Source organism: Acinetobacter sp. P37 (genome assembly GCF_057480965.1).
In genome coordinates this window covers 246122-271279 of record NZ_JBLIYY010000001.1, presented here as the reverse complement: position 1 = coordinate 271279, position 25158 = coordinate 246122, and the positions used below count along the sequence as shown (strand labels likewise).

At 40.3% G+C, this 25158-nt stretch carries 26 protein-coding genes and 4 tRNA genes; 24 read left to right on the top strand and 6 right to left on the bottom strand.

Features of this window, described 5'->3' with window-relative positions:
* Nucleotides 1-3: 3 nt before the first annotated feature.
* Nucleotides 4-393 (bottom strand): hypothetical protein, encoded by a 390-nt coding sequence (locus AC25JC_RS01445; RefSeq protein ID WP_078188876.1) that lies wholly within the window; start codon nt 391-393, stop codon nt 4-6.
* A gap of 212 nt (nt 394-605) precedes the next feature.
* Here AC25JC_RS01445 and AC25JC_RS01440 point away from each other — a divergent pair, with 212 nt between their 5' ends.
* From AC25JC_RS01440 to AC25JC_RS01375, 14 genes are all read left to right on the top strand, one after another.
* On the top strand, nt 606-1196 hold the full coding sequence (locus AC25JC_RS01440) for a nitroreductase family protein (RefSeq protein ID WP_171525909.1): 591 nt from the start codon (nt 606-608) through the stop codon (nt 1194-1196).
* A 60-nt stretch (nt 1197-1256) separates the two neighbouring features.
* On the top strand, nt 1257-2330 hold the full coding sequence (locus tag AC25JC_RS01435; protein WP_078188874.1) for an NAD(P)H-dependent glycerol-3-phosphate dehydrogenase: 1074 nt from the start codon (nt 1257-1259) through the stop codon (nt 2328-2330).
* 79 nt (nt 2331-2409) lie between these two features.
* The gene (locus AC25JC_RS01430; protein WP_180102679.1) at nt 2410-2865 is read left to right on the top strand and encodes a phosphoglycerate mutase family protein; all 456 of its coding nucleotides are present in this window, start codon (nt 2410-2412) and stop codon (nt 2863-2865) included.
* Between the two features lie 27 nt (nt 2866-2892).
* The gene (gene gspL, locus AC25JC_RS01425) at nt 2893-4032 is read left to right on the top strand and encodes a type II secretion system protein GspL (protein WP_486923310.1); all 1140 of its coding nucleotides are present in this window, start codon (nt 2893-2895) and stop codon (nt 4030-4032) included.
* Nucleotides 4032-4511, top strand: a complete 480-nt coding sequence (gspM, locus tag AC25JC_RS01420) for a type II secretion system protein GspM (protein WP_168378926.1) — start codon at nt 4032-4034, stop codon at nt 4509-4511. Before gspL ends, gspM begins: the two co-directional genes overlap by 1 nt.
* Before the next feature lie 90 nt (nt 4512-4601).
* Nucleotides 4602-5603 (top strand): quinone-dependent dihydroorotate dehydrogenase, encoded by a 1002-nt coding sequence (locus AC25JC_RS01415; protein WP_078188867.1) that lies wholly within the window; start codon nt 4602-4604, stop codon nt 5601-5603.
* A 5-nt stretch (nt 5604-5608) separates the two neighbouring features.
* Complete coding sequence (locus tag AC25JC_RS01410) at nt 5609-6196, top strand: CvpA family protein (RefSeq protein WP_078188866.1); 588 nt, start codon at nt 5609-5611, stop codon at nt 6194-6196.
* 24 nt (nt 6197-6220) lie between these two features.
* The gene (gene purF / locus AC25JC_RS01405; protein WP_180115235.1) at nt 6221-7759 is read left to right on the top strand and encodes an amidophosphoribosyltransferase; all 1539 of its coding nucleotides are present in this window, start codon (nt 6221-6223) and stop codon (nt 7757-7759) included.
* Nucleotides 7760-7850: 91 nt separating this feature from the next.
* Nucleotides 7851-9740 (top strand): M48 family metalloprotease, encoded by a 1890-nt coding sequence (locus AC25JC_RS01400; protein ID WP_180007308.1) that lies wholly within the window; start codon nt 7851-7853, stop codon nt 9738-9740.
* 174 nt (nt 9741-9914) lie between these two features.
* Nucleotides 9915-10562, top strand: coding sequence for a hypothetical protein (locus AC25JC_RS01395; protein ID WP_180106617.1), 648 nt, complete (start codon nt 9915-9917; stop codon nt 10560-10562).
* 20 nt (nt 10563-10582) lie between these two features.
* Nucleotides 10583-11554: a 2-hydroxyacid dehydrogenase gene (locus tag AC25JC_RS01390; RefSeq protein ID WP_180133013.1), complete on the top strand. Its 972-nt coding sequence runs from the start codon at nt 10583-10585 to the stop codon at nt 11552-11554.
* An 85-nt stretch (nt 11555-11639) separates the two neighbouring features.
* On the top strand, nt 11640-13079 hold the full coding sequence (locus tag AC25JC_RS01385; RefSeq protein WP_486923309.1) for a M48 family metalloprotease: 1440 nt from the start codon (nt 11640-11642) through the stop codon (nt 13077-13079).
* 121 nt (nt 13080-13200) lie between these two features.
* Nucleotides 13201-13560 carry a hypothetical protein gene (locus AC25JC_RS01380; RefSeq protein WP_180023875.1) on the top strand — a complete coding sequence of 120 codons (360 nt, stop codon included), beginning with the start codon at nt 13201-13203 and terminating at the stop codon, nt 13558-13560.
* A gap of 47 nt (nt 13561-13607) precedes the next feature.
* Nucleotides 13608-14165, top strand: a complete 558-nt coding sequence (locus tag AC25JC_RS01375) for a GNAT family N-acetyltransferase (RefSeq protein WP_180023874.1) — start codon at nt 13608-13610, stop codon at nt 14163-14165.
* Nucleotides 14166-14279: 114 nt separating this feature from the next.
* Here AC25JC_RS01375 and AC25JC_RS01370 read toward each other — a convergent pair whose 3' ends face one another.
* Nucleotides 14280-14726 (bottom strand): GatB/YqeY domain-containing protein, encoded by a 447-nt coding sequence (locus AC25JC_RS01370; protein WP_078193617.1) that lies wholly within the window; start codon nt 14724-14726, stop codon nt 14280-14282.
* Nucleotides 14727-14765: 39 nt separating this feature from the next.
* Complete coding sequence (gene rpsU / locus AC25JC_RS01365) at nt 14766-14981, bottom strand: 30S ribosomal protein S21 (protein WP_001136722.1); 216 nt, start codon at nt 14979-14981, stop codon at nt 14766-14768.
* Nucleotides 14982-15127: 146 nt separating this feature from the next.
* On the opposite strand from rpsU, the gene tsaD reads away from it, so the two are divergent.
* On the top strand, nt 15128-16144 hold the full coding sequence (tsaD, locus tag AC25JC_RS01360) for a tRNA (adenosine(37)-N6)-threonylcarbamoyltransferase complex transferase subunit TsaD (RefSeq protein WP_180023873.1): 1017 nt from the start codon (nt 15128-15130) through the stop codon (nt 16142-16144).
* A 38-nt stretch (nt 16145-16182) separates the two neighbouring features.
* On the opposite strand, the gene AC25JC_RS01355 is transcribed toward tsaD, so the two are convergent.
* Nucleotides 16183-17151 carry an Lrp/AsnC family transcriptional regulator gene (locus AC25JC_RS01355; RefSeq protein WP_486923308.1) on the bottom strand — a complete coding sequence of 323 codons (969 nt, stop codon included), beginning with the start codon at nt 17149-17151 and terminating at the stop codon, nt 16183-16185.
* Between the two features lie 97 nt (nt 17152-17248).
* Here AC25JC_RS01355 and AC25JC_RS01350 point away from each other — a divergent pair, with 97 nt between their 5' ends.
* A complete protein-coding gene (locus AC25JC_RS01350) occupies nt 17249-18544 on the top strand; it encodes an MFS transporter (RefSeq protein WP_486923307.1) in 1296 nt (431 codons plus the stop codon).
* Complete coding sequence (locus AC25JC_RS01345) at nt 18541-19884, top strand: amidase (RefSeq protein ID WP_486923306.1); 1344 nt, start codon at nt 18541-18543, stop codon at nt 19882-19884. The genes AC25JC_RS01350 and AC25JC_RS01345 overlap by 4 nt, the downstream gene beginning before the upstream one ends.
* Before the next feature lie 70 nt (nt 19885-19954).
* Here the strand turns inward: AC25JC_RS01345 and AC25JC_RS01340 are convergent, their stop codons facing one another.
* A complete protein-coding gene (locus tag AC25JC_RS01340; RefSeq protein ID WP_486923305.1) occupies nt 19955-20827 on the bottom strand; it encodes an ATP-binding protein in 873 nt (290 codons plus the stop codon).
* 189 nt (nt 20828-21016) lie between these two features.
* Between AC25JC_RS01340 and AC25JC_RS01335 the strand changes: the two genes are divergently transcribed.
* The 6 genes from AC25JC_RS01335 (at nt 21017) to AC25JC_RS01310 (ending at nt 23911) form a co-directional block, all read left to right on the top strand.
* Nucleotides 21017-22528 carry a DUF3336 domain-containing protein gene (locus AC25JC_RS01335; protein WP_180102671.1) on the top strand — a complete coding sequence of 504 codons (1512 nt, stop codon included), beginning with the start codon at nt 21017-21019 and terminating at the stop codon, nt 22526-22528.
* A complete protein-coding gene (locus AC25JC_RS01330; protein WP_486923304.1) occupies nt 22506-23330 on the top strand; it encodes a protein kinase domain-containing protein in 825 nt (274 codons plus the stop codon). Before AC25JC_RS01335 ends, AC25JC_RS01330 begins: the two co-directional genes overlap by 23 nt.
* A gap of 107 nt (nt 23331-23437) precedes the next feature.
* Nucleotides 23438-23522 (top strand) — tRNA-Leu (locus AC25JC_RS01325).
* 37 nt (nt 23523-23559) lie between these two features.
* Nucleotides 23560-23633 (top strand) — tRNA-Trp (locus AC25JC_RS01320).
* A gap of 36 nt (nt 23634-23669) precedes the next feature.
* Nucleotides 23670-23754: transfer RNA gene (locus tag AC25JC_RS01315), tRNA-Leu, on the top strand.
* Between the two features lie 72 nt (nt 23755-23826).
* Nucleotides 23827-23911: transfer RNA gene (locus AC25JC_RS01310), tRNA-Leu, on the top strand.
* 304 nt (nt 23912-24215) lie between these two features.
* Here AC25JC_RS01310 and AC25JC_RS01305 read toward each other — a convergent pair.
* Nucleotides 24216-24419, bottom strand: a complete 204-nt coding sequence (locus AC25JC_RS01305; protein WP_078188846.1) for a hypothetical protein — start codon at nt 24417-24419, stop codon at nt 24216-24218.
* A 441-nt stretch (nt 24420-24860) separates the two neighbouring features.
* Here AC25JC_RS01305 and AC25JC_RS01300 point away from each other — a divergent pair, with 441 nt between their 5' ends.
* Complete coding sequence (locus AC25JC_RS01300; RefSeq protein ID WP_249748755.1) at nt 24861-25127, top strand: hypothetical protein; 267 nt, start codon at nt 24861-24863, stop codon at nt 25125-25127.
* The last annotated feature ends 31 nt before the right edge of the window (nt 25128-25158 follow it).

Below are 25158 nucleotides of genomic sequence, written 5' to 3'. Positions count from 1 at the left end.
GTTTTAGTTTGCACGGCAACTAAAGGTTAGTACGGTTTGGTAATCATCATCTTTGCTGATGCTGCCGCTATTTCCAGTAATGGTGCCAAGTACGCCAGCCGCCGCCTGAATCATTTGACCTGTCTTTTCATCGACCACGCCTTTTAAAACTCCGTTGTATTCTTGCTTTTCATCCACCACGACAGGGGTCGCATTTTTACCACAGGTACTATTTGCAGCTGCAATTGCATTATTTTTTGCCGCTAAACTGGTTTTACCTACGGCAGTCACTTCATATTGATTATTTGGTTTTTGAATCGCTAAAGATTTTGTTGGCGTAGATGTACATGCAGCTAAAAGCACAGTTGCGCTTAGCGTGCTAACAATGGCAACAGTTTTGTTGAATTTTTTCATACGGTGCCCCGAGTTAGAAACAATTTGATTTATTTGAACATAAAATTTCTTATAGAACAGGGAACTGCTGTACAAGTTATGCGGTTTTTTTATAGTAAATCTGTGAATAAAGCTGACTTAACAAATAAGCACCGAGTCTGATGCAAACATTCTAGAGTAAGTTATTGAGAATATGCTAATCTTGAGCAAACGTTTTAAAGTACAGTGTATAGATGTCAATTCTAAAATCAGCAGTTGATACAGTTCATCAAAATATTCATCAGCGTCAGTCGATTGGTCATTTAATTGAACCTGCGCCGAATGCTGAGCAATTGGAAAATGCGTTTCAAGCCGCTTTAACGGCGCCAGATCATCATCGTCTTAAGCCTACGCGTTTCGTGATTATTCCTGAAACTGAACGTGAAGCATTTGGTGAGTTGCTTTCACATGCTTTAGCCGATACTGGACAAACAGAAGAAGCGCAGTTGGAACGTGTGAAACACCATCCATTTCGTGCGCCACTATTGGTTTTGGCTTTAACTCAATTACAAGATCATCCCAAAGTTCCGCATTTCGAACAAATTTTAAGTTCAGGCGCAGCAGTACAAAACTTTTTGCTCTCTTTACAAGCACAGGGCTTTTCAACTATGTGGCGTAGTGGGGCGGTGGTTGAATCTAAATTGTTTAAACAAGCCTTGGGTTTAACGGAAAACGATTTGATTTCAGGCATAATTTATATCGGTACAGCAGTGAAAGCAATTCCACCGCGTGCTGAAATACAGTCTGCTGATTTTGTAAGCCATTGGCATAAAGCAAACCAATAAAAGTGAAAAATAGGTCGATTGAACAAGACCGATCAGTAAAGAAATTAGGATAAAAGAACAATGTCAGAACTTGATTTTGCAAGTCTTGTTAGCCCTGTGTCAGTAGACCAAAAAACGGCACTGCGTGTTACGGTGTTGGGTGGTGGGAGTTTTGGTACTGCGATGGCCAATACTGCAGTACGTAATGGCTGTGACACCATGATATGGATTCGTGATGAGGCGGTGGCTGCGGATATCAATGCAACACATATCAATAAACGTTACTTGCCAGATTTTCAATTAGAAGCCGGTTTGCTCGCTGTTTCAGATTTAGAAAAAGCAGTATGTAATCGTGACATTATTTTAGTGGCTATTCCGAGCCATTCTTTCCGTAGTGTTTTACAGCAGATCAAACCTTTTATAACCTCACAAGCAGTGGTGTCTTTAACCAAAGGTATTGAAGCCAATACCTTTAGCTTTATGAGCGATATTATTCGTGAAGAACTTCCTGAAGTCCCTTATGGTGTGCTTTCAGGGCCAAACTTGGCGAAGGAAATTGTTGCAGGACAACCTGCGGGGACTGTGATTGCAAGCCAATCTGAACTGGTTCGTTATGCAGTTCAACAAGCGCTACACAGTGCGTTGTTCCGTGTATTTGCCAGTGATGATGTGCATGGCGTGGAATTGGGCGGTGCTCTGAAAAATATCTATGCAGTCGCGATGGGTCTAGCTGCGGCTTATGGTGTCGGTGAAAATACCAAGAGTATGATTTTGACACGTGCTTTGGCAGAAATGAGCCGCTTTGCAGTGAAATTAGGCGCAAACCCATTAACATTCCTAGGTTTATCTGGTGTCGGTGACTTATTTGCAACTTGTAGTAGCCCACTCAGCCGCAATTACCAAGTCGGCTTTGCACTCGGTAGTGGTAAAAGCTTAGAACAAGCCACCAAAGAACTGGGACAAACTGCGGAAGGGATTAATACCATTGTGCAAGTACGCGCACGCTCTGAGGAGTTGGGTGTGTATATGCCAATTACCAGTGCCTTGTACGAAGTGATTTTTGAAGGTGCACCGGCACTGAATATTGCATTGTCACTGATGAAAAATGGCCATCGCAGTGATGTTGAATTTGTCTTGCCACATCAGCAAGTTTAAGTTTGCTGATTAATATGCAATACACATAGCTTTGTCATACTGGCTGTATATAATGTGCGGAATAGAATAAGGAAATTTTATGCAACTGACATTGGTTAGGCATGGCGAAGCTGCTCCGCCAGTAATGGGGATTGATGAAAAGCGTCCTTTAACAGCGCGCGGACAAACTCAAGCGGCAGAAACTGCAGCATATTTGAAAGATATAATTCAACCAGACGTTTTTGTGGTGAGTCCGCTACTGCGTGCGCAGCAAACACTTTCATCTTTGCAAAAACATTTTCCACATGTGCCTGTGGTTATTTGTAATGCCATCAAACCGGAAGATGATGCCAAAGTTGCAGTGGAATGGTTGTCACATTTACCGTATGAGTCTATTGTGGTGGTGTGCCATATGAACGTTGTGGCACATATGGCCAGTGTTTTGGTCTCAGAATATTTTAATCCCTATGCTTTGGCAGAAGCGCGCATTTATGAACAAGCGGTCATTGCTCCAGGGTTATCAACACAAATTAAAACGTTTATACCATCAACATAAAAACCAATTAAAACGGCAGAAAAATTAATGTTGTATTTATGGATGCCCGAAGCCAATGGGGTTTGGCAATGGTCAGAAGGGGATTTCTGGAAGCAGTCATCGACACTTGAACAATTGATTCAGGAAATTCAGCCATATGCGGGAAAGGAAGCGGTTGTTTTCTTTCCAAGTCGTGATGTACAAATCATTCAGCAAAATTTTCCAAAAAACCAATATAAAAAACTTGGCCCAGACGGCGTAAAATATTTACTTGAGGAATATGTCATTTTGCCTTTGGATGCAATGAAAGTATTGCATCATTTTCAAAGTCCAGATGAATTAACGGTCATGGGGGTTGCGCATAGTGCAGTCGAAACGATGCAGCATGCTTTGACACTAATCCCTGTGAAAGTCATTTCGTTATTACCTGACTTTTTGGTCTTGCCAAGTCCAGAAGCAGGGCAACATGTTTTGGCAAATGTCAGCGGTCATTTATTGGTCCGAAATAGTGAATATGTCGGTCAGTCTGTTGATGATTTGGCATTGTACTTAGATTATCAAATTGGTCAGCCGAACTATAAGATTTCAAATCTAAGTTCAGATCAGACGCATAGTCTTGAAGCCACTGTAACGCATGATCACATTGAATCGTTTCATTATGAATTACCCAATATAAAAAAACCGAAACAACATCCACTCAATGTTTTGCCGAAAGCCAAAACCAATACGGGTGTAAGCGGTTATTGGAAAGCATGTGCAGCAGTTTTGGTCGCGGCTGTAATTACACAGTTTAGCTATGATGCAGTTCGTTGGTATCAATACAAAAAAGTGGCCAATATCACTGCGGCACAAGCGATTGATCAGTTTAAATATTGGTTTGGGCAAAGCTATCCTGTCACTGAACAAACGCTGAAAAGCCAGTTCGAGTCACAATTGCGTCAGAGTCAAACCGGCAATGCGCAGGCGCTGTCCTTACTGAGCCGTGTTGGTCCTGTTCTAATGCAAAACCAAATTTCTGCAAATCGTGTGAGCTATGAATCCTCGATGCTGAATATGGAGTTAAAAGCTAATTCCGCAGAAGTATTACAAACCCTAACTAATCAATTAAAACAACAAGGTTTTAAAGTCGAATTAGGGAATATTCAACCAAGTGCCAACGGCGCGATTGGATTGGTGAAAATACAATAATGATAAAAATGGAAAACCTACAGCAACGTATAGATGGGCAAATTGAGCGCATCACTGATTATTTAGACCAACTTTCTACTCGTGAACGAGTCATGGTGATCTTTACCACAATTTTTGTTGTAGTGGCAGCGATTGGTTCGGCACTGTTTTATATGAACAAAGCTGCAAATTTTCAACAAAAGCGCGTGAATGAACTCAAAGATACTGTTGTTTGGATGCAAAGTAATGCCGTCACGATGAAGCCAGCAGGTGATACACAACTGAGCGCGTTGGAAAAAGTTCAGCGTGTATCGCAACAACAGGGCTTGTCAGTAGCATCTCAACAAGTCGGTGAGCAAATACAGATTGCAGTGATGCATGAAAATTATGCAATTCTGGCCAATTTTTTGACGCAATTGGTTCAAATGGGCTTAAGTATTGAAAAGATGGAATTAAGTTCTGAAGCAGGACAGGTTAAATTAACAGCGAGTGTACAATAATCGGTAAAAATAAAGATCTGCTAAGCATGGTGTTTTATCTGTGCTGTGCCTATAATATGCCGACTTAAAAAGCAGTAGACTTTTATAGATATGTTGTATTCTCTAGCCCGCCCTTTGTTGTTTACTTTAGCACCAGAGCGTGCACATGAGCTGACATTATCGCTGTTGAAATCTTCTCACAAGATGGGAATGATGCGTCAAAACGTGGCGTCTAAACCAGTGACATGTATGGGAATCGAATTTCCTAATCCTGTTGGTTTAGCAGCCGGTCTTGATAAAAACGGTGCTTATATCGATGCGCTGGCGAGCCAGGGCTTCGGCTTTATTGAAATTGGTACAATTACACCACTTCCACAATCAGGGAACCCTGAACCTCGTTTATTTCGTTTACCGAAAGCAAAAGCCATTATTAACCGCATGGGTTTTAACAACGATGGCGTGGATCAGTTGATCGAAAATGTCAAAGCTGCAAAATTTAAGGGTGTACTTGGGATCAATATCGGTAAAAATGCAGTCACACCTGTTGAAAAAGCAGTTGACGATTATCTGATTTGTCTAGAAAAAGTTTATAACTACGCTTCTTATATTACCGTTAATATTTCATCTCCTAACACAAAAAATCTTCGCAGCTTACAAAGCGGTGATGCTTTGACTGAACTGTTAGAGACGCTCAAGAAACGTCAACTCGAGTTGGCGGATGAAAATCAACATTATGTACCCTTAGTACTTAAAGTTGCACCAGATCTAGAACCTGAAGACATTAATTTTATTGCCCAACAATTGTTAAAATTTAAAATTGATGGTCTGATTGTCACCAATACGACTTTGTCACGGGAAGGTGTTGAAGGCCTTCCATTTGGCGATGAAGCTGGTGGTCTATCCGGTGCACCAGTCTTTGAAAAAAGTACGGCATGTTTGGCGGCTTTTGCTAAAGTATTAAACGGTCAAATTCCATTGATCGGTGTTGGTGGTATTTTGTCGGGCGCGGATGCTGTTGCGAAACAAAAAGCAGGAGCAAGCCTTGTACAAGTGTATAGTGGCCTCATATATACAGGTCCGACACTTGTAAAAGACTGCGTAGACGCATTGTAAATATCATGAATACCATTGATATCTTTATACTGATTATTTTGCTCATTGGAGGGCTTAACGGTTTGCGTCAAGGATTTGTAAAAGCCTTTGCGAACTTCATTGGATGGATTCTTGCACTTGTCATTGCGGCAAAGTATGCAACCGTCCTTGCACCTTCGATGACATCTTTAAGTACAGATCCAGTGGTACAGAAGATTGCCGCGTTCGCATTTATTGTATTGTTGATTGTAGTCATGACTTGGGTCGCGACATGGTTATTGAACAGTATTTTGAAAACATTAAAGCTCGGTCCGTTAAATCGACTGGCAGGTGGTGTTTTTGGAAGCTTAAAAGGATTGTTGGTGGTGCTGATCACTATGCAGGGGCTAGGTCCTTGGGTAGAAAGTTCACCACATTGGAAACAATCTAAAATGGTTCAGTCATTATTGCCATATGCGCCTTGGGCAACCGAATTGTCCAAAGATGCTGCAAATCAAGCACTTCATCATATTCAGTCTGAAGATGCTCAGAAATCTTCAGACCTCCCATCTGAGTCGCAGAACAAGCACGGACGTTCTGGATCGGGTGAGTCAACAAATAATCCTTTTTATTAACCCTAGCTTGTCTGCGAGGTTGCTATGTGTGGAGTAGTTGGTATAGCTGGTAAATCACCTGTTAACCAAATGTTGTTTGATGCGTTAACGATGTTACAACATCGTGGACAGGATGCAGCCGGGATCGTAACTTGTCAGGATGGTCGTTTATTCCTGCGTAAAGATACGGGTATGGTGCGTGATGTGTTCCACACACGTCATATGCGTGCATTACAGGGTAATTATGGTATTGGCCATGTTCGTTACCCAACTGCTGGTTCTTCAAGCAGTGCTGAAGCTCAGCCATTCTATGTAAACTCACCTTATGGCATCACGCTTGCACATAATGGTAACTTAACTAATGCTGCTGAAATTCATGATGACTTGTTCAAGACTGACTTACGTCATATGAACACCGATTCAGACTCAGAAGTATTATTAAACGTATTTGCTCACGAATTGCAAAAACGCGCAAAACTTACACCAAGCGCTGAAGATGTATTCCACGTGGTATCACGTGTGCATGAACGTTGCAAAGGTGGTTATGCGGTTGTTGCTATGATCACCGGTCAGGGCCTTGTTGGTTTCCGTGATCCAAATGGTATTCGCCCATTGATCTACGGTTCGCGTGAAACTGAAAATGGTATGGAATATATCATTGCGTCTGAATCTGTCGCAATTACCGCGCTCGGCTTTAAGGTTGAACGTGATATTGCACCGGGTGAAGCAATTTATATTACTGCTGATGGCGTGATGTCGACCAAGCAGTGTGCAGTAACCCCTGAATATCGTCCTTGTATCTTTGAATACGTATATTTTGCGCGTCCAGATGCGACTATTGATGGTATTTCAGTTTACAAAGCACGTTTGAAAATGGGCGAAAAACTTGCTCAGAAAATTCTACGTGAATGGGGCGATGAGCACGATATCGATGTCGTGATCCCAATTCCTGATACTTCACGTACTTCGGCGCTAGAACTTGCAAATACCTTAGGTGTGAAATTCCGTGAAGGCTTCATGAAGAACCGTTATATCGGTCGTACCTTCATTATGCCGGGTCAGCAACTTCGTAAGAAATCTGTGCGTCAAAAGCTCAACCCTGTAGAGCTAGAGTTCCAAGGCAAAAACGTACTCTTGGTTGATGACTCGATTGTACGTGGTACGACTTGTAATGAAATCATTCAAATGGCGCGTGATGCGGGTGCGAAAAAAGTATTCTTTGCATCTGCTGCACCGATGGTGAAATATCCAAACGTGTACGGGATTGATATGCCAGCCAAATCTGAACTGATTGCGTCTGAACGTAGCGTTGAAGAAATTCGTGAAATTATTGGTGCTGATCGCCTAATTTTCCAAGACTTGGAAGATCTAAAATCTGCAGTACGCACCAAGAAAGTCCCTGAGTTACAAGACTTTGATTGCTCGGTATTTGATGGTAAATATGTGGCAGGTGGTATTGATGCTGAATATTTGGCAGCATTAGAGCGTAAGCGTAATGACTCTGCAAAAAATGAAAAGCCAGCTTATATCGATGTTAACATTGATGCAGCTTCTGTGGATTTAACAGGTGTTCGCGAAGAATAATCTGCTGAAAACATACTGAAAAAGCGGGAATTTCCCGCTTTTTTCATTTATGATGAGCAAACAAAAGACAATGTAGCTTAAGGGTATTACATTGAGACGTGTGGGTTATGATTTTATAAAAAACAAAAATATGTTTTGGCCTGTCACCATGTGTATGGCGGCAGTGTTTTTGACCGTCGCAATTATTAATGTAATTGTCGGTTTAATTGTGGATTATTATGATTCCACTCAGTCTATCTATTGGCATGTCCTTAGCCCATTTTTAGTGGCGGCTGTGCTGCTGATTATGTTGGTTTCTGTTCTCTATGATTTTTACACCTTTCGTTTAGGTGGTTATTCACTTGCCAAACAGTTAGGTGCGCGACGTCTGAGTCTGATTGAAAGTATTCCTGAAGAAAGTGTTGCACTGCGTATGACTGAGCAGCTGGCAGATACCTTTCTAATCGATACTCCCGCACTTTATGTCTTACCTGATGAAGTGGGTGTGAATGCGCTCACCGCTGGTTTTAGCCCTCGAGATACATCGATCATTTTAACTTGGGGCGCCTTACAAACCCTAGATGAGATGGAAATGTATGGTTTGCTGAGCCATGAATTTAATAAGATCTTGTCGGGGGAAGCTGCGGAAAATACCCGTTTGAAAATCTTATATAGCGGGTTGACGACCTTTAGTCAGTGGGGCAGTAAAATTGCAAAACGTGGCTTCTATAAAAATGGACAAGCACGGGACAATAAGTTTGAAACCCTTTTTGTTGCGATTGGCGCGGTCATTTGGTTGATCGGAAGCTTAGGTGTATTGATTTCCCGCTTTATTAAATATATCTCTTTGGGTTCTCGAACCTATCGTAATGATCAGAAAACCAAACGTCTGATTCAAAATGATGCCAATATTCAAACCTTATTAAGGATTTATGTGCATCATTCAGGTTCGCAAATTCATAGTGAATATGCGGAATCGATTTCTCATATGTGTTTTGCAAACTCACTCAGTCCGCAAAACTGGATGAATATTCATCCGAGTATTGAACAGCGCATTTTTGAATTAAATCCAGCGCTCATTCATGACCTGCAACTAGAAAATTTAAAAAAACTGCGAAACCAGCCGCTATTTTATTTATTCCGTTCACTAGAAGAAGCTAGTCCAGATGTTGCAACACCATGGAACTCGCCACAACCATTACCTTTACTGCGCTTGTCACCGATTAGTTTTGCGATAAGAGATGCAATTAAACCGTTGAACCCTGAGATTCGTGAAAATTGGCAGCGGCCTGAATTGATCCAACGTGCCTTACAAACTGCAACCGGTTCGCGTGAGGTGATGGTTGCGATTTTAATGATTCGTCAGTATCGAGAATTTATTCCGACTGAAGCTGAAGTCAGTCGTGCGATTGTGGATGCCTTATTGAATCTTGATGGTCGTGTGCATATCTCAATTTTTCATGAGGCATGTAAAAATATTGGTACCATGCCAGCAACAATTTCACGGCAGTTCTTAACCAAGCTGGCCAAAATTATTCAGGAAGATGGTGAAATCGGTTTGCTCGATGCATTATTACTTGAAACAGTCAAATATGAGTTAAATCTGTTGCCTGCACATACACCTACATCTTTAGAAGATGTAAAACCGAGTATTGTGCGTTTGATTGATGCCTTGTTGCATGTGCAACAAATTAACAGTGACAACCAACTCGAAGTGCGTGAAAAAATCCTCAATCGAATCTTAACGAAAGAAGAACTTGAGTTCTATCGCGATATATCTGATGAGCCAATTGATTTGGCTGAAATCCTAAATGATATTTCTGGGCTGCTGCTGCGTGAGCGGTTAAGCATTCTTGGGGTTGCTGAAATATGTTTATGGAATGATCGAATTATCACGCAAGATGAGTTGGATGTTTTGCAACTATTATATTGGCGTATTGGATTTGAATCAGCTGAGATAGTTGAACTAATGCAAAAGAAAAATAGTTTGATGATCGTATAATTATTTATAGCGGCTTGATTTATGAATAAATTGTTTAATTTTAAGTCAAAATTAGTCTGAGCAAGTCTACAGAATCTTTAAAGAAATAGTATGATCTAATTGATTTATAAAAGTTCAGCAAAACAGAGTGAATCCCGTTAGAATATCAAGCCTTGAATAGGTGAAAATGAAAGCATGATTGGGCATCAGCGAAGCATAATGGCGGCAATGGGAATTGATATATGGATTCCTCAGGCAGCACCGTGTCAGCAATTTAGCTCAAATATTTGGCGAGATCAGGCGGCTCCTGAAATAGTCTCTGAAATTCTAGTCAAAAATGAGTCTCAGCCAACGCCTGTTTCATCACAGACTGAGCTTAAAAAGAACGTTGATATTGTTGTAAGTCAATCTGTAGAAGCACCTAAAGATGAACCAAAGGTTGTTGAGCCTGTTGAAGTTCGTCCAATTGTTCAAATCCCTTCGTTTAACTTAGAAGCCATCTGTTTAATGCACTGTGTCATTGTCATTGATGCCACAGAATTAACGGCAGAGCAGCAAGTTTTGTGGAGCAATATTCAGCGCGCAGTCAGTGCCGATTTTTTTGCCTTACAGTGGCCTTTTGGCTGGGTGAATTTGCAAGATGGTCGTGGTGCAGCATCTTATGTACAGGGTTTTATCGATGCGATGAGCTTGGATAAAAATGTCATTTGCCTAGGCGATATTCCGCATTTAGAGCATGCGAAGGTGTATCCATTGGCATCTTTACAGCAAATGATTGAACAGCCTTTATTGAAAAAACGCCTATGGCAATTTATGCAAAACAAGGCAGGACAAAATACTTAAATTACGTAAATGGAAAATTTATGCAAAAAAAAGTAGTGGTTTTTAGTCAAATAGATCAAGAAATAATCCAACGTTTAGAACAACAATTTAAAGTTTTCCAAATTAGTCCTAAATTGGGCGATGTGAATCAGCAAATTCTTGAGCATTCAAAAGATGCTGATGCCATGATTGGTGCGGGACGTTTGTTGAATGCCTCAAATTTAGCCCATGCATCACAATTAAAAGTCATCTCAAGTGTAAGTGTCGGTTATGACAACTATGATCTAGCATTTTTAAATCAAAAAAATATCTGGTTGAGCCATACTCCGCATGTATTGACGGAAACTACAGCAGATTTAGCATTTACCTTGTTGATGAGTGCAGCACGTAAAGTGCCTGTATTGGATCAATGGACCAAACAAGGGCAGTGGAAGCGTACAGTGGGTCCTGAGCAATTTGGCATGGATATCTTTGCTAAAACCATCGGAATTATTGGCTTAGGACATATTGGCGCAGCCATTGGGCGTCGTGCTCGCTACGGCTTTAATATGAATGTACTCTATCATAATCGCCGAGAAAAAATTGAATTGGCTGAATCTTTATCAGCGCAATATTGCGATTTGGATGATTTGTTGCAACGTGCTGACTTTGTGGTCGTTGCAGTGGATTTAAATGCAGAATCGAAAGCTTTAATTGGTGAACGTGAGTTGGCCTTGATGCAATCGCATGCGGTATTGGTCAATATTTCACGCGGTTCAGTGATTGATGAAGCCGCTTTAATCGATGCATTAAGTCGTGGTCAAATTTTTGCAGCAGGCTTAGATGTGTATGAGCAAGAGCCACTTCAAGAATCGCCATTATTTACATTAGCCAATGTCGTGACATTACCCCATGTGGGTTCAGCAACAGCGGCAACCCGTAAACGTATGGCAGAGTTGGCTTATCAAAATCTAGTGGATGTTTTGGTACATGAACGCGCGCCACGCTATGTGGTCAATCCAAAATTTGAATAAACAATCACAACAGTTTTCTCCATAATTCACCAAAATTCAATGCTATATTCGATGAAGTACGAATATGAAATTTAGAGAATAGACTTTGAAAAAGATTTTACTGGCATGTGGTCTCGGGCTTTGTTCGACATTGGCGCAGACGCAGTCCGTAGATTTTAGTTCATCCCCACAATTTTCTGTGCCTGAAATAGGTAGTGGCGTTGGCTTGTTGGATCAACAAAAAGAACGTGCCATTGGTGAGAAAGTGTATCGTGAGGTGCATCGTCAACTTCCTGTGACTGAAAATCCGTGGATGGAAGATCGTCTTTTATCTGTCTTTACGCATATTTTGAGCCAAACTCAACTTAATCAACCGGTCGGCTTGTTATTAATTAATGATCCACAAATTAACGCTTTTGCTGTGCCTGGTGGTTTATTTGCATTAAATGCTGGATTAATTAATTCAGCTCGCAACATGGATGAAGTGGCAGGGGTGATGGCGCATGAAATTGCACATGTCTCACAACGTCATTACAGTCGTTCACAAGAAGCTTTTAATGGGCAAGGTTTATTGTCCCTAGCCGGTATCTTGGTCGGGGCCTTGGTGGCCTCACAGGCAGATGGTGATGTGGGTGCGGCTGTAATGATGGGTTCACAAGCCGCTTTAATGGATAAACAGCTAACCTATAGCCGAAACCAAGAACGTGAAGCAGACCGCATCGGGATGCAGTATATGTACTGTGCAGGATACAATCCGCAAAGCATGGCTGACTTTTTTGAAGTGATGCATCGCTCTACGAGTCGAGTGAGCTTTCTGCCTGATTTTTGGTTGACACATCCTTTAACCACGGAACGTATGAGCGAGGCACGCTTACGTGCCAATCAGTTGCCTCAAGTTAAAACTAGTTTGGTTGATCAAGATTTTGAAATTCTGCGCTGGTATAGTCGAGTACTCTCAGGTCAGGCGACTGAATTGCAATTAAATGCGATGGTGGCGCAAAAGAATTATGCAGCTGAGTTGGCTTTGGTGAGCTTGCATATTAAACAAGGCGACTTTAGTGCTGCTCAAAAGTTATTGAATGAAGCGGCAAAACAAAATGCATCGCATGCACTTTTTACTATTTTGCAGACCGATGTGCTGTTGGGACAAAACAAAGCGGCTGAAGCCGTGAACGCTGTGAAAAGTTCGGCAATCATCATGCCTGAAAATCGTGCATTAAATTATAAATATGCAGAGGCTTTGATTCGAAACAAAGAATATGCGCAAGCACAACTGATTCTACAGCGATTTTTACAAGCAAATCCACGCGACTTGAGTGGTTGGCGACTGATGTTGCAAATGGCTGATGCAGATAAAGATGCAAGCTTCCGTTCGGTCAATGTGCTGCGATATCGAGCTGAGGTAGAGTATTGGGGCGGGGATGAAGAACGGGCGATTAAATCTTTGCTACAGGCGCAGCGCATCGCCAAAGACTCGAAAAGTCTTGCTGCGAAAATCAAGCAGCGTGTAGACGAAATGCAAAATGAACGGAAATTAAAAATATAAAGATTTCAACTGTGATGCACTTATCTATGTTGATTATAAAGTGCAAATTGTAGTTTTAGTGGCTTAGATTAATCAGTGTAAACTAGCTGGATGTAAAATGTTTATGATTAAGAACTTACAAATGAAAAATATGATTTTGGTGGCCTGTCTGTTGGGTTTAGCAACGAATATTGCAGCAGCTAGCGCAGAACAATATGTGATTGCTGTGAATGATATTAACGAAAAATATAAAACTGATGTACGCCAATTTTTTAGTCAGTTAGACCCACAGCAACAGGGATTTAAAGCAGACCAGCAAGTGAAATACTGCGGTATTGTTCAGACTTATGTAAATGATCTATATCGTGCTGCAGACGAAAATCGTGCATTTTTAGATCGTGAGTACCGTAATATGAATAAGCAGGATGTGATTCAGCAGGTGATCGCATCAAAAGAGATGCAATTATTAAAAAAATATAATGTGCAATGTGCCCTAAATTAAAAATAAATTGATAAGCATTTTAAATCATCACGAGAAACTGAATAAAAATGAAACTCGATGATTTTGGTATGAGTCATGGCAGAATCACGCTTCAGTTGATTCAGCGCCACGATGCAAAAGCACTTTATGAGGCTATTTGTCAAAGTATAGAAACCTTACGAATATTTCCTGCAAGTTTGGCTTGGTCCTTACAAGAACCTAATTTAGATGCTTCATTGGCATGTTGTGATTCGAGAGTGTTGGCAGCGTTAAATAAGGAAAATTTTGTTTATGTGATTCGTGAGCAACAGTCGCATAACTTTTTAGGTGTCATGGATATTCATCAAATCAATTGGATGGAAAACCAAGCTGCCGTTGGATTTTGTGGAAATGTTGAATTTAAAGGGCAGGGTTTGATGACAGAAGCTTTGCAGTTATTTGTGGATCAATTATTGAATGATCTAGGATTTCAGCAATTAAACGCTTTTGTAGATGTAGAGAACAAGCAAGCACGACGTCTATGTGAACGAGCAAATTTTAAATTGATTGAAATCGAACAAGCTGCAATTCAAAATCCAGTAGATGGAAGTTGGCGAGATATTTGTAAGTATGAAATCGTTAAATAAGAAAGATAATTATAAATGATGAATGAATTTGAATTATTTTTGAATTTGGATAATTTGGCTATTTAAGTCATCAGCGTACTTAAATAGACCAAATCAAACAATATAGATGAAAGATTAAGAGAGTTTCGCTTTAATTTTAGCTGAAACTTGTGCAGGATCGGCACGTCCGGCTATGAGCGGACGTAGAGAGTTCATCACCTTACCCATATCTTTCATGCTAGTAGCTTCTTGCGCAGTAATTGTTTGCGCAATGATGGAATCAAGTTCTTCCTCAGTCATAGCTTCTGGTAGAAATTGAGATAACACCTCAATCTCGGCTTGTTCCTTACTAGCTAAATCATCTCGATTTGCACCTAAAAAGGCTTTAACCGATTCTTTGCGTTGTTTGATTTGCTTTTCAATGACCGCAAGAACTTGCTTATCGTCAAGCTCTATGCGCTCATCGACTTCGATTTGCTTGATTGCTGCCTGAAGACTACGTATTACCGTTAACTTGTCCATTTCTTTAGCACGCATAGCGGCTTTTAAAACTTCAGTTATTTGGTTTTTTAAAGTAGTCATTTATCTTGTCCAGGTTAGTCAATCAATCACAAATTAATCTTAGTAAAGGCGAGTAGTACGTACTGATTCGCGAGCCAATTTCTTTTGGTAGCGTTTAACAGCAGCAGCTTTTTTACGTTTACGTTCTTGAGTTGGTTTTTCGTAGAATTCACGTTTACGAACGTCAGCAAGAACACCCGCTTTTTCGCATGAACGTTTGAAACGACGGATAGCTACGTCTACTGGTTCGCCTTCTTTCAATTTAACTTGTGGCATGAAGAATCCTCATTAAGTTATGGATAAGATCTCGGGTCGAATTACCCTTGATCACAAGTGAAGGTCAGTATTTTACTCATTTACATCTCATATCACAAGTCTATAATAGGTTTCGCAATATTTTGAAATGGGCAAAAGGCAGTTTAATGATCGTTTTAGGCTTGGAAACTTCGTGTGATGAAACAGGACTCGCACTCTACGATAGTGAGCAAGGATTACGCGGACAAGTATTGTATAGCCAAATCAAACTGCATGCAGAATATGGTGGTGTGGTACCTGAATTAGCTTCACGTGACCATGTGCGTAAGTTAATTCCGTTATTAAAACAATTGCTTGAAGAAAGTCAGATGGATAAATCTGAAATTGATGCCATCGCATATACTCGCGGGCCGGGCTTGATGGGTGCATTAATGACAGGCGCATTGTTTGGTCGTACGTTGGCATTTGCACTGAATAAACCTGCAATTGGTGTACATCATATGGAAGGTCATATGTTGGCGCCGCTGTTGTCTAAAACTCCACCAGAATTTCCATTTGTGGCACTTTTAGTCTCTGGCGGACATACTCAATTGATGGCTGCTTATGGAATTGGTCAATATGAATTATTGGGTGAGTCGATTGATGATGCAGCAGGTGAGGCATTCGATAAAGTCGCTAAAATGATGGGTCTACCATACCCAGGTGGTCCAAATATTTCGAAATTGGCGATCAATGGCGACATCAATGCCTTTGAATTTCCACGTCCAATGCTACACCAAGGTTTAGATTTTTCATTTAGTGGTTTAAAAACTGCCGTTTCAGTTCAATTGAAAAAAGTTGAAGGCGAAGGTCGTGAGGCGGATATCGCTGCATCATTCCAAGAAGCGTTGGTTGATACATTGGTGAAAAAATCAGTGAAGGCCTTAAAACAAACTGGTTTAAAACGTTTAGTTATTGCCGGTGGTGTAAGTGCAAACAAGCGTTTACGTGAGCGCTTAGAAGCTGACTTGGCAAAAATCCGTGCAAATGTGTTTTATGCAGAACCTGCGCTGTGTACAGATAATGGTGCAATGATTGCGTTTGCAGGTTATCAGCGTCTTAAAGCGGGTCAGCATGATGGTTTGTCTGTTACAACTACACCGCGTTGGCCGATGACGGAATTGAGTAATCCAAACGAAGCGTAAAAATCGTTAAAAAAAGAACCGCATTTGCGGTTCTTTTTTTAATCTAAATTTGAAAATAACTGCGCGCTGCTGATTTTTCGCATAAATCCTGCACGTTTTAATGCCAATGTCACCATGTTGGTATTGCAAGATTGAATGCCTTCAAAATTACCAAGATCTTCTGTAATGAGTTTCCATAAATCACTTAAATCATTACATAGGACATGCCAGAAAAATTGTGAATCTCCACTAATGCCAAATAGGCAGCGTGTGTTTTTAAGTTCAGACAAGGTTTTGGCAATTTGATTTGCTGCATCTGGACGAGCTTTAATCAAAATAATCGCTTCGGACTTATAGCCCATCAAACTGGGTTCTACATCGACACGAATGTTGAAAATGCCTTCTTCCAATAAATCATTCAATAATTTCTGAGTTTTATGTTCACTGAGTTCGATTTGCTCTGCCAAACTTTTAATAGATGAACGCCCATCAATAGACAGAGCATGAATCATTTTTAATTCTATTTCAGTCAAACTTCTAAAATTGACGTTTTTATCGCTTGTACCTTCTAAAGCTTTGGGTTTGCTTGCCCAAGTAAATGGTTTTAATACGGCTTGGGTTTCTACGGTTTTAATATCCGGAATATGCGTAACAAAATCATGCATCCAAACAGAAAGATCGGCGGCCTTTTCTAATCCAATTTCAAGGAAAATATCTGCAAGTCCTGTGGTTAGAAAAACAATGCGTACTTCTGGACGGTTTGCAAAAAATTGCGCAACTTCTTTTTCCTTCCCAAATTTCACACTGATCCAGACATGAACGGTGTAACCCTTATTAGCAACCACAGGATTTAATTCAATTGCAGTTCGTATAACTTGGTCATCTAGCAACTTACCTAGACGTCGAGACAACTTTTTTTCAGGGACATCACTAATCTGGCTCAGTTCTCGCCATGATCCTCTCGGATTGGAGATAAGAGCTTTGATGCATGCAGTATCGATTTCGTCGAAACTAAAAGATTCACTCATGATGATTGACTTGTCTAAAAACTAATTATAATCTAAATTTAAGTCTAGAAAATAAAATACAACCTGTATTTATGTCTAAATATTAAATGAGACGCTTATGGATGAGTCAAAAATGCAAAACTCAATTTCCACACAAGGAAATGTATCACAAAAGAAAGTTATTCTTGCAGGAACTGTAGGAAATGCTATTGAATGGTTCGATTGGACGATTTATGCAACTTTTGCAGTATTTTTCGCGAAACAATTTTTCCCATCAGATGATCCAACTGCATCCTTGCTTGCGACCTTCGCAATTTTTGCTGTAGGTTTCTTCATGCGTCCATTAGGTGGAATCGTATTGGGGATCTTTTCTGACCGCTATGGTCGAAAAGCAGCTTTGGCCGCAACTATCATAATGATGGCAGGTGGTTCTTTGATGATTGGTCTTTCACCAACCTATGAATCAATTGGTATTTTTGCGCCGATTATTTTGGTATTAGCGCGATTACTTCAAGGTTTATCTTTGGGTGGTGAGTTCGCTTCAGCGGCAACTTATCTTTCAGAGATGGCACCAAAAAATAAACGCGGATTCTATTCAAGCTTTATGTTTTTCAGTTCAGCGATTGGTATTTTGATGGCCTCAGGTCTTGCTTGGGCTTTAACAAGTACTTTAACTGAAACGCAAATGAGCGAATACGGATGGCGTATTCCGTTTATTTTGGGTGCGATTGGCGGCTTGGTGGGTATGTGGATTCGTAAATCAGTACCTGATAGCGAAATGCCCCATAAAAAAGAATCAGTAAAAAATCCTTTGGTTGTACTGATTAAACGTCATCCGAAAGAAACGCTTCGTATTGTGGGTATTTCTATCTTAACAACATTTGCATTCTATATTTTTGTGGTCTATGTCCCGACCTATGCCATTAAAGTTTTAGGCGCAGAGCCACAAACAGCCTTTGCTGCAAATACTGTTGGCTTAATTATCTTTATGTTGTGTCAGCCTGTATTTGGCTGGCTATCAGACAAAATTGGGCGTAAACCACAGTTGATCGTATTTGCCGTGGGATATTTAGTGTTCTTTTATCCAATCGTTAAATGGATGGATGGCACGTTTGCATCAATTTTATTGGTCGAGCTTTTCGGCTTGGTTTTATATGCTTTATATACCTCCATTGGCCCAGCTGTCATGTCTGAACAGTTTCCGACAGAAGTTCGTGCAGTTGGCATTGGCGCACCCTACAACTTGATGGTGGCTTTACTCGGCGGCACAACACCGTATGTGCTAACTTGGCTACAAAGTATTGGTAAACAAGATTATTTCTACTTTATGGTATTGGTTGGCGCATTATTAACATTAATCACATTTATGAAAATGCCTGAAACGGCAGGAAAAGGTTTGGAAGATATAAAATGAATATTGTGAATTTATCTGCACTTGAGCTTGGTCGCCAGATTGCCTGCAAAAAGATAACTTCAGTAGAGACAGTTCAATTTTATATTGATCGAAACCAAACATTTAAACATCTAGATTGTATTTCGGAATTATTCGAAATTGAGGCTTTGCAACAGGCACAACATTTAGATGAGCTGCTTCAGCAAGGCACACGATTGAGTCCATTTCATGGTGTGCCAATTTTACTAAAGGATAATCTGGATGTAGCGGGTCATATCACCTATGCAGGTACGGTTTATTTAGATCAAAAAGCGCAAGCGAACTGTAAACTGGTTGATCAATTGCAAGATTTAGGTTTTGTGATTTTAGGTAAAACTAAAATGACCGAGTTGGCTTTTGGTTTGTCTGGTCAAAATCCAATGCAAGGCACACCTAAAAACCCGTGGGCAGAGCAGCAATTTGCACCGGGTGGATCATCTTCAGGTTCAGCGGTTGCTGTGGCTAGTGGTCTTAGTCCTATGGCCTTTGGCGGTGATACAGGTGGTTCGATTCGTACACCAGCAGCATTAAATGGCATATTTGGTTTTAAACCTTCAGCCCATAAAATTGCCGACACGGGTGCAGTACCTTTATCCAAAACTTTAGATACTCTAGGGCCTTTTGCACGATTTGCAGATGATATTAGCGCTTTAGTCAATGTACTGATGGATGTAGATGTTGGAGCGGCATCAAGTCAAAATGTAATTTATGCTTTAGATGAATCTGCATTTCCATATCCGCTTGAGCCTGAGGTATTAACCCTTTGGCGCGAAGGGCTAAAACGCATTGAATCATTGGGAATCGAAATTAAAAACTGGCAACCACCTGCACATTTCGATTTTCATAATTTATCGGACCGGACGTCTGACATTATTGCTTATGAAAGTTATTTATATCATGGCGATACAGCTGAAAATGCTGGAACACAGATGTGGGAATTAGTTCGTCAGCGTGTGCTACGCGGTAAGAGTATTTCACAGGAAAAATACGAGTCATTGATTGCAGAGCGAACTGAGTTTCAGCAGACATTTAAAGCTTCTTTAAATGGTCAATGTTTGCTGTTTCCAGTGAGCCCCTTCCTTGCAGCTGTGTCAAGCTCAACGGATACCGAGTTTAGTCATGTGGGTGAATACACGCGTCCATTTAACTATTTAGATGCACCAAGTTATGCTTTTCCAATGACTCAAAGTGAAAGTGGACTGCCGATGGGTATTCAGTTGGTTTCATATCAAGCTAATGATGTTAATGTGGTAAACACAGTGCAGAAAATTGCCAATGGTTTAGGTATTCGTTCTGTCCTTCCACCTATTTGTCAGAATTAAAGAATCATTTGTCATATTCAATAATAAAAGAACCGCTATAGCGGTTCTTTTTTTATTTAGTTTTTTGGCTCTAGGCTTGTTTAAGTTGTTCTGACCCAATCCAATGCTTTGAAAATTGATAAGCAGCACGCCCTGAACGTTGCCCACGACCTTGACACCAACGTAGTGCCTCAGCACGCGCTTCATCTGTCCATGGCATCTCGGCTTTAGCCAAATAATGTTCAACAATTTCTAAATATAAATTTTGATCCATTGGATAAAAAGACAGCCACATCCCAAAGCGGTCAGAAAGAGATATTTTTTCTTCAATCGCTTCTTGAGGGTGAAGTTCGGTATATTGAGGCACATCTACCTTGGTTACAGGTGTGTTTTCATGCATGAATTCAGGCAATAAATGACGACGGTTACTGGTAGCATAAATAATAAAATTACTCGAACCTGATTGTAATGAACCATCTAAAACACTTTTTAAACTGCGATAGTTTTCATCTTCAGCATTGAATGCCAAATCATCACAATATACGATAAATTTTTCAGGGCGATGTTCAATCAACTTTTGGATTTCTGGCAAATCAGATAAATCATCACGCTCAATTTCAATTAAACGTAAACCTTGGTCTGCATAATGGGTGAGCAGAGCACGGACGATGGATGATTTACCTGTACCACGAGAGCCAGTGAGTAAAACATCATTGGCAGGTAAGCCATTTAAAAACTGTAAAGTGTTTTGAATCACTTTTTCTTTTTGACGCTCAATTCCTTTTAAATCTTCTAAATACATGACTTTGGGCTGTTGAATGGCTTTAAGCTGTTTATCTTGCCATTTAAACGCGATACTCGAAAAATCGGGTGCTTGTTTAAGCTCAGGCAAACTGTGCTGTAGTTGTAAGAGTACAGTAGATAGTGATTGAAGGATGTTGTCAGGTAAATCAATTGTAGCCATGATAAGTCAGCTTGTCGTGTCTTGTTGTTGGTTGGTATATGACAGCAGTGTACATCAATAATGCAGTTATAATCGCCTCAATATGTCAAAGTTAAATGATTGTTCTGGCAGATCAGCGCTATTCGAATAACCAAAAAGTTGTTATAAATCTAGCTGAGTGAACAGTTTAAAGTGTGCTGAGGGATAGTCATGTTGTTTACAGGGTTTTCAAAAAGTATTAATCCACATCAGGCATATCGGATAAAAAAATTAAAGCGTCAGCTCGACCGTGCTGAATGTTATGAAGAATGGAAAGATATCGCACTTAAAATAGATGAAGAATCGGGTGCGCAAGAATGGAAATTCGATAATAGTTCACCGTATTTTGATGCAGAAATTATTACTCATCGTTTAGGGTTACTGAGACGATATCGTGCTCAGAAACGTACTCGAGATTTGATGTACATTTTAAGTGAAGGTTTAACTTATGATGTGGGCAATATTGCTCATCCTTTACTGTTTACAGAAGCCTACGTCGGCACCAAAAAAATTATTGAAGACTATGTTGATGAGGTGAGTCAAAGTTTGGCATTTATCGCATCTGAAGAATGCGTTTGTCTCAATGCTGCACAAAAAATTGAATTCTTTGAACAAAGCCAAAAAGCCTATGGACAACCTGTATTGATGTTTTCCGGCGGTTCAACTTTAGGCTTGTTTCATACCGGTGTGTGTAAAGCACTAATGGAACAAGATTTGATGCCAAAAGTTCTGTCTGGTTCCAGTGCTGGCGCAATTATGACCGGGATGTTGGGTGTATCTAAACCGTCAGAGTTTACCAATTTATTAAACGGACAAAATTTCTTTAGTGAGGCATTTCACTTTCGTAAATTGACTGAGTTAGTGCAGGGTAATGGCGGTTTGGCAGATGTAAAATATCTGAAAAAGTTTTTGGTTGAAAACTTAGGTGACTTAACTTTTGCCGAAGCATATAAGCAATCAGGTCTGCATATCAATGTGGCAGTTGCGCCTTATGATGCATCACAAGATGCACGAATTATGAATGCGTATACATCACCCGATTTGTTGGTGTGGAGTGCGGTGCTGGCATCATGTGCAGTGCCTATTCTATTTCCACCGGTACGACTGACCAGTAAGCGTTATGACGGGCAATTTACGCCATATATGTCGGCAACGCGTTGGGTGGATGGCAGTGTGCGCAGTGATTTCCCACAGGAGAAAATGGCGCGTTTGTATAATATTAATTACAGTATCGCTAGTCAGGTCAATCCGCATATTGTGCCGTTTATGCAGGATGATGCTTCACGCTTTCGTAAAAGCATGTTGAGTTGGCCTGAGCGGATCGTTCGTCGTCAAGGTAAGGTGATTAGTAAAGGGGTGATGGATTTTGCCCGTGAGCGTGCAGGAAGTATCCCACCTGTTAGACGTTTGCTTGATCATGGTTATGGCGTGGTGGATCAGCGTTACTATGGTGATGTCAATATTGTGGGGAAATATGGCTTAAGACACTATAGTTATATGTTGCAAAATCCTCGACCTTATCTGTTTAAAGTATTGCAGCGTGAAGGTGAAAGAGCCACTTGGCCGAAGATTTCATTAATCGAAACGCAAGCCCGCATTGGTAAGACCATTCAGCATTGTTTGGAATTATTAAATTATCAAAATGAACCCAGTCAACGACATGCAGAATTTATTGCGGTTTAAATCTACAGATTTAGCGCAAACCATTTGCGAGCCAAAAACCAAAACCAAAAGTTTGGTTTTTGGCCGTCGTCTATATCAATTTCAATTCAATCAACAACGTTATTGGCTCAAGGCGCAAGTCAGTGACAGCAGCCCTGAACATGTAGCTAGTTTTGGTCGAGAAATTGAGCTGTACCAGCTATTCAATCAAGCGTCTACACAAAACAGTATCACGCTACCTTTTCAAGTGATAAAAGAGACGCATCTCAGTATTCAGCAAGAGCCTATTGATCGCCTATTAATACTGCCCAATGCTGAGCTTTGGTTCTTACAGCCTGTATCGAATTTGAGCATTGAGCAGGTGAGGCAGGTGCTATGGCAAGCTCTCGATGTGGTTGAACGATTAAGCTTGCACGGTTGGATACATGCAGATTTAAAACAAGAGCATTTTGTGGATTGGCAAGGGCAGTGCAGACTCATCGACTTTGAGCAAGCGCTACCATTAGATTTTGATCAGCAAAATGCCTTAACTGCGACACCACGTTATATGGCTCCAGAACTTTTCCATGGACAAGCAAAATCTTTGCACAGTGATATCTATGCGCTGGGGATTATTTTCTTGGAATGGCTGACATCACAGCGTTTAGATGCAAAAAACTATCAAGATTGGGCCTATTTACATTGCCAACGCTTAAAGCTTGATCTGCCAATGCAATATCAAGGGTTTAGTCAGCTATTGCAACACATGTTGATGAAGCAAAAAAATGACAGATTGGTGGATTTTTATCGCTTAAAAAGCGACTTAGTTGCTGAATTTGCTTAAGAAAAATACAAAAAAAGCACTATTGTTTTTTATTTAAACAAACAAGATGCTTTTTTATAAAAAAGGCTTGTCATGTAGGGGTGATCTCTATAATATACACAGCCATCGGGGACGTGGCGAAATTGGTAGACGCACTGGATTTAGGTTCCAGCGCCGCGAGGTGTGAGAGTTCGAGTCTCTCCGTCCCCACCACTGAATTACTAAACATGAGTTTGGTAATGAAGGTCACAGAGGATTGGTGTAATGGTAGCATGACGGTCTCCAAAACCGTTCGTCAAGGTTCGAATCCTTGATCCTCTGCCAAGTTTTAAAAAGTCTGACATTGTCAGTAACCCTGTTGGGGACGTGGCGAAATTGGTAGACGCACTGGATTTAGGTTCCAGCGCCGCGAGGTGTGAGAGTTCGAGTCTCTCCGTCCCCACCACTTAATTTATTAAGTTGCCAAATAAACAGGTTTTTAAACAAATTAAAGTCTGACGTTGTCAGCACCCGAGTTGGGGACGTGGCGAAATTGGTAGACGCACTGGATTTAGGTTCCAGCGCCGCGAGGTGTGAGAGTTCGAGTCTCTCCGTCCCCACCATTAGATTAAGCAAGGTTTTATACCTTGCTTTTTTGTTTTGAAATTCGAAAAACTCAGTGTCTTAAACATGGTCTTTTTTGAAGACTAATTCTAATAAAAAAATCTAATGAAAGAATGATGAACCAGAGATACAGCAAGATGTCTAATCTTGCTTTTTTATTGTCTGAAATTTATCTCGTTAAAATGAGTCAGTAAAACAAAGGTGAAAAAAAGCCCGAATATACGGGCAAATTTTGAAATGCGGATTCGAATCAATCGAATTAAATCATTTATTTCTAATCGTTCGAATAAATTATAGAGAAGATTATGCCTTTAAATGATCTTCAAACTCTTCACCGAGCTGCATGGCCAAAGCATTACCAGACAAGTCTACAGTCACTAGACCATATTCTTTTTTAAAACTGAATGTAAATCCACGATTATCTGCCAGTGTACGAACAGAATATCCTAACTTTTCTAACCAAAGACGGAAGGCAACCAAATTTTTTGCTTTAACCACTTTTTTCACGAGCGAACTCCTTATCAATCATTAAAATATTAAATAGGGGTGTCAAAATATTTTTTAAAGGGGAAATGGAAAACTTTTATTTAAAATATGAAATTTTGATGGATAAATAAACAGATTATCGGCTTGTAAACTGTATAAACTCATTTAACTTGCTGTTTTATAACAAGCTAAACTTAATGTAAGTAAATATAACGTATTTTAAAAATTAGGTTTTTAACTGCTGGCTTAAAATCTATCCTATGCCTATAGAGAAGCTGTGCGCAAAATAAACGATTGCTTGGCTTAGAATGCACAGCTGTTTGGTTATGCAGTTGTGGATTGCAAATAACAGCTTGTTCAAAGCCTAATTCGCTGGATAGGTGAGCTAGCAATGCTATTTCTCATCAAGATTTATCGAAAAGCTTTTATACTATGATCTATTGGTATAAGTAGATTGAACGCATGCAGAACATTGAGCACGCTGTAAAAGCAAAAATTGAACAGATGCAACAAGTGGGACAGACGCCTGTTGCGGTGATGCTTGGACATGAAGATTGGTTGGTCTTTTCGGAGCAATCTAAAGTGGCATATACACCATTTGGTAGTGCAAGACGTTATCAGCCTGCATTAGGTGGTTTATTGATGGTACGTATCGATGAAATGCAAGCCGTACGAGTTGTGACTCAAGCTGAATTGGATGAATTTGCTGCCACCAATCAAATTTTATAAATATAAAATGATGAATCGGCCCGAAATATTC

Excerpts from the sequence above, each read along its gene's own strand:
- AC25JC_RS01345 (WP_486923306.1), top strand. The coding sequence starts at position 18,541 with ATGAATATTGTGAATTTATCTGCACTTGAGCTTGGTCGCCAGATTGCC.
- AC25JC_RS01440 (WP_171525909.1), top strand. The coding sequence starts at position 606 with ATGTCAATTCTAAAATCAGCAGTTGATACAGTTCATCAAAATATTCAT.
- AC25JC_RS01335 (WP_180102671.1), top strand. The coding sequence starts at position 21,017 with ATGTTGTTTACAGGGTTTTCAAAAAGTATTAATCCACATCAGGCATAT.
- AC25JC_RS01375 (WP_180023874.1), top strand. The coding sequence starts at position 13,608 with ATGAAACTCGATGATTTTGGTATGAGTCATGGCAGAATCACGCTTCAG.
- AC25JC_RS01380 (WP_180023875.1), top strand. The coding sequence starts at position 13,201 with ATGAAAAATATGATTTTGGTGGCCTGTCTGTTGGGTTTAGCAACGAAT.
- AC25JC_RS01370 (WP_078193617.1), bottom strand. The coding sequence starts at position 14,726 with ATGACTACTTTAAAAAACCAAATAACTGAAGTTTTAAAAGCCGCTATG.
- gspM (WP_168378926.1), top strand. The coding sequence starts at position 4,032 with ATGATAAAAATGGAAAACCTACAGCAACGTATAGATGGGCAAATTGAG.
- gspL (WP_486923310.1), top strand. The coding sequence starts at position 2,893 with ATGTTGTATTTATGGATGCCCGAAGCCAATGGGGTTTGGCAATGGTCA.
- AC25JC_RS01340 (WP_486923305.1), bottom strand. The coding sequence starts at position 20,827 with ATGGCTACAATTGATTTACCTGACAACATCCTTCAATCACTATCTACT.
- AC25JC_RS01350 (WP_486923307.1), top strand. The coding sequence starts at position 17,249 with ATGGATGAGTCAAAAATGCAAAACTCAATTTCCACACAAGGAAATGTA.
- purF (WP_180115235.1), top strand. The coding sequence starts at position 6,221 with ATGTGTGGAGTAGTTGGTATAGCTGGTAAATCACCTGTTAACCAAATG.
- AC25JC_RS01395 (WP_180106617.1), top strand. The coding sequence starts at position 9,915 with ATGATTGGGCATCAGCGAAGCATAATGGCGGCAATGGGAATTGATATA.
- AC25JC_RS01410 (WP_078188866.1), top strand. The coding sequence starts at position 5,609 with ATGAATACCATTGATATCTTTATACTGATTATTTTGCTCATTGGAGGG.
- AC25JC_RS01430 (WP_180102679.1), top strand. The coding sequence starts at position 2,410 with ATGCAACTGACATTGGTTAGGCATGGCGAAGCTGCTCCGCCAGTAATG.
- AC25JC_RS01330 (WP_486923304.1), top strand. The coding sequence starts at position 22,506 with ATGCAGAATTTATTGCGGTTTAAATCTACAGATTTAGCGCAAACCATT.
- AC25JC_RS01435 (WP_078188874.1), top strand. The coding sequence starts at position 1,257 with ATGTCAGAACTTGATTTTGCAAGTCTTGTTAGCCCTGTGTCAGTAGAC.
- AC25JC_RS01390 (WP_180133013.1), top strand. The coding sequence starts at position 10,583 with ATGCAAAAAAAAGTAGTGGTTTTTAGTCAAATAGATCAAGAAATAATC.
- AC25JC_RS01300 (WP_249748755.1), top strand. The coding sequence starts at position 24,861 with ATGCAGAACATTGAGCACGCTGTAAAAGCAAAAATTGAACAGATGCAA.
- AC25JC_RS01415 (WP_078188867.1), top strand. The coding sequence starts at position 4,602 with ATGTTGTATTCTCTAGCCCGCCCTTTGTTGTTTACTTTAGCACCAGAG.
- AC25JC_RS01355 (WP_486923308.1), bottom strand. The coding sequence starts at position 17,151 with ATGAGTGAATCTTTTAGTTTCGACGAAATCGATACTGCATGCATCAAA.
- AC25JC_RS01445 (WP_078188876.1), bottom strand. The coding sequence starts at position 393 with ATGAAAAAATTCAACAAAACTGTTGCCATTGTTAGCACGCTAAGCGCA.
- rpsU (WP_001136722.1), bottom strand. The coding sequence starts at position 14,981 with ATGCCACAAGTTAAATTGAAAGAAGGCGAACCAGTAGACGTAGCTATC.
- tsaD (WP_180023873.1), top strand. The coding sequence starts at position 15,128 with ATGATCGTTTTAGGCTTGGAAACTTCGTGTGATGAAACAGGACTCGCA.